Annotated in this window: 1 rRNA gene; it reads right to left on the reverse strand. The window is 52.3% G+C overall.

Annotation, left to right across the window (positions count from 1 at the left end):
• Nucleotides 1-49 precede the first annotated feature (49 nt).
• Nucleotides 50-2,980 (reverse strand): 23S ribosomal RNA (locus tag C6Y01_RS18685).
• Between the last annotated feature and the right edge of the window lie 97 nt (nt 2,981-3,077).

Below are 3,077 nucleotides of genomic sequence, written 5' to 3' on the forward strand. Positions count from 1 at the left end.
AATGTTCTCTCAAAACTAGATAACAATGTTCAAGCTTCACATTAGAATAAAGGTTAAGTCCTCGATCTATTAGTATCTGTCAGCTCCACGTGTCACCACGCTTCCACCTCAGACCTATCAACCTGATCATCTTTCAGGGATCTTACTTCCTTGCGGAATGGGAAATCTCATCTTGAGGGGGGCTTCATGCTTAGATGCTTTCAGCACTTATCCCGTCCGCACATAGCTACCCAGCGATGCCCTTGGCAGAACAACTGGTACACCAGCGGTGCGTCCATCCCGGTCCTCTCGTACTAAGGACAGCTCCTCTCAAATTTCCTGCGCCCGCGACGGATAGGGACCGAACTGTCTCACGACGTTCTGAACCCAGCTCGCGTACCGCTTTAATGGGCGAACAGCCCAACCCTTGGGACCGACTACAGCCCCAGGATGCGATGAGCCGACATCGAGGTGCCAAACCTCCCCGTCGATGTGGACTCTTGGGGGAGATAAGCCTGTTATCCCCGGGGTAGCTTTTATCCGTTGAGCGATGGCCCTTCCATGCGGAACCACCGGATCACTAAGCCCGACTTTCGTCCCTGCTCGACTTGTAGGTCTCGCAGTCAAGCTCCCTTGTGCCTTTACACTCTGCGAATGATTTCCAACCATTCTGAGGGAACCTTTGGGCGCCTCCGTTACATTTTAGGAGGCGACCGCCCCAGTCAAACTGCCCACCTGACACTGTCTCCCTGCCCGATAAGGGCAGCGGGTTAGAAGGTCAATACAGCCAGGGTAGTATCCCACCGATGCCTCCACCGAAGCTAGCGCTCCGGTTTCCAAGGCTCCTACCTATCCTGTACAAGCTGTACCAACATTCAATATCAGGCTGCAGTAAAGCTCCACGGGGTCTTTCCGTCCTGTCGCGGGTAACCTGCATCTTCACAGGTACTATAATTTCACCGAGTCTCTCGTTGAGACAGTGCCCAGATCGTTGCGCCTTTCGTGCGGGTCGGAACTTACCCGACAAGGAATTTCGCTACCTTAGGACCGTTATAGTTACGGCCGCCGTTTACTGGGGCTTCAATTCGCACCTTCGCTTACGCTAAGCGCTCCTCTTAACCTTCCAGCACCGGGCAGGCGTCAGCCCCTATACTTCGCCTTACGGCTTCGCAGAGACCTGTGTTTTTGCTAAACAGTCGCCTGGGCCTATTCACTGCGGCTTCTCGGGGCTTTAACACCCTAAGAAGCACCCCTTCTCCCGAAGTTACGGGGTCATTTTGCCGAGTTCCTTAACGAGAGTTCTCTCGATCACCTTAGGATTCTCTCCTCGCCTACCTGTGTCGGTTTGCGGTACGGGCACCTCTCACCTCGCTAGAGGCTTTTCTTGGCAGTGTGGAATCAGGAACTTCGCTACTAAATTTCGCTCGCCATCACAGCTCAGCCTTTACGGGAAACGGATTTGCCTATTTCCCAGCCTAACTGCTTGGACGCGGATATCCAATACCGCGCTTACCCTATCCTCCTGCGTCCCCCCATTGCTCAAATGGTGAGGAGGTGGTACAGGAATATCAACCTGTTGTCCATCGCCTACGCCTTTCGGCCTCGGCTTAGGTCCCGACTAACCCTGAGCGGACGAGCCTTCCTCAGGAAACCTTAGGCATTCGGTGGACGGGATTCTCACCCGTCTTTCGCTACTCATACCGGCATTCTCACTTCTAAGCGCTCCACCAGTCCTTCCGGTCTGACTTCACAGCACTTAGAACGCTCTCCTACCACTGTTCGTAAGAACAGTCCGCAGCTTCGGTGATACGTTTAGCCCCGGTACATTTTCGGCGCAGAGTCACTCGACCAGTGAGCTATTACGCACTCTTTAAATGGTGGCTGCTTCTAAGCCAACATCCTGGTTGTCTAAGCAACTCCACATCCTTTTCCACTTAACGTATACTTTGGGACCTTAGCTGGCGGTCTGGGCTGTTTCCCTTTCGACTACGGATCTTATCACTCGCAGTCTGACTCCCAAGGATAAGTCATCGGCATTCGGAGTTTGACTGAATTCGGTAACCCGGTAGGGGCCCCTAGTCCAATCAGTGCTCTACCTCCGAGACTCTTACCTTGAGGCTAGCCCTAAAGCTATTTCGGAGAGAACCAGCTATCTCCAGGTTCGATTGGCATTTCACCCCTACCCACACCTCATCCCCGCACTTTTCAACGTGCGTGGGTTCGGGCCTCCATTCAGTGTTACCTGAACTTCACCCTGGACATGGGTAGATCACCTGGTTTCGGGTCTACGACCACGTACTCATGCGCCCTATTCAGACTCGCTTTCGCTGCGGCTCCGCATCTTCTGCTTAACCTTGCACGGGATCGTAACTCGCCGGTTCATTCTACAAAAGGCACGCCATCACCCATTAACGGGCTCTGACTACTTGTAGGCACACGGTTTCAGGATCTATTTCACTCCCCTTCCGGGGTGCTTTTCACCTTTCCCTCACGGTACTGGTTCACTATCGGTCACTAGGGAGTATTTAGCCTTGGGAGATGGTCCTCCCGGATTCCGACGGAATTTCACGTGTTCCGCCGTACTCAGGATCCACTCTGGAGAGAACGACATTTCAGTTACAGGGCTGTTACCTTCTTTGGCGGGCCTTTCCAGACCTCTTCGCTTATATCATTCCTTTGTAACTCCGTATAGAGTGTCCTACAACCCCAAGAGGCAAGCCTCTTGGTTTGGGCTGTTCCCGTTTCGCTCGCCGCTACTCAGGGAATCGCATTTGCTTTCTCTTCCTCCGGGTACTTAGATGTTTCAGTTCCCCGGGTATGCCTTCTCATACTCTATGTATTCAAGTATGGATACTACTCCATTACGAGCAGTGGGTTTCCCCATTCGGAAATCTCCGGATCAAAGCTTGCTTACAGCTCCCCGAAGCATATCGGTGTTCGTCCCGTCCTTCATCGGCTCCTAGTGCCAAGGCATCCACCGTGCGCCCTTTCTAACTTAACCATTTCTTACTTTAGAAAGAATCACTATGTGTGATGAACTTTGCATTGCATTCAATGTGAATGTATTACTTATTGTTATCTAGTTTTCAAAGAACACG

This window comes from Bacillus sp. NMCC46 (assembly GCF_002998465.1).
Classification (GTDB): domain Bacteria; phylum Bacillota; class Bacilli; order Bacillales; family Bacillaceae; genus Bacillus.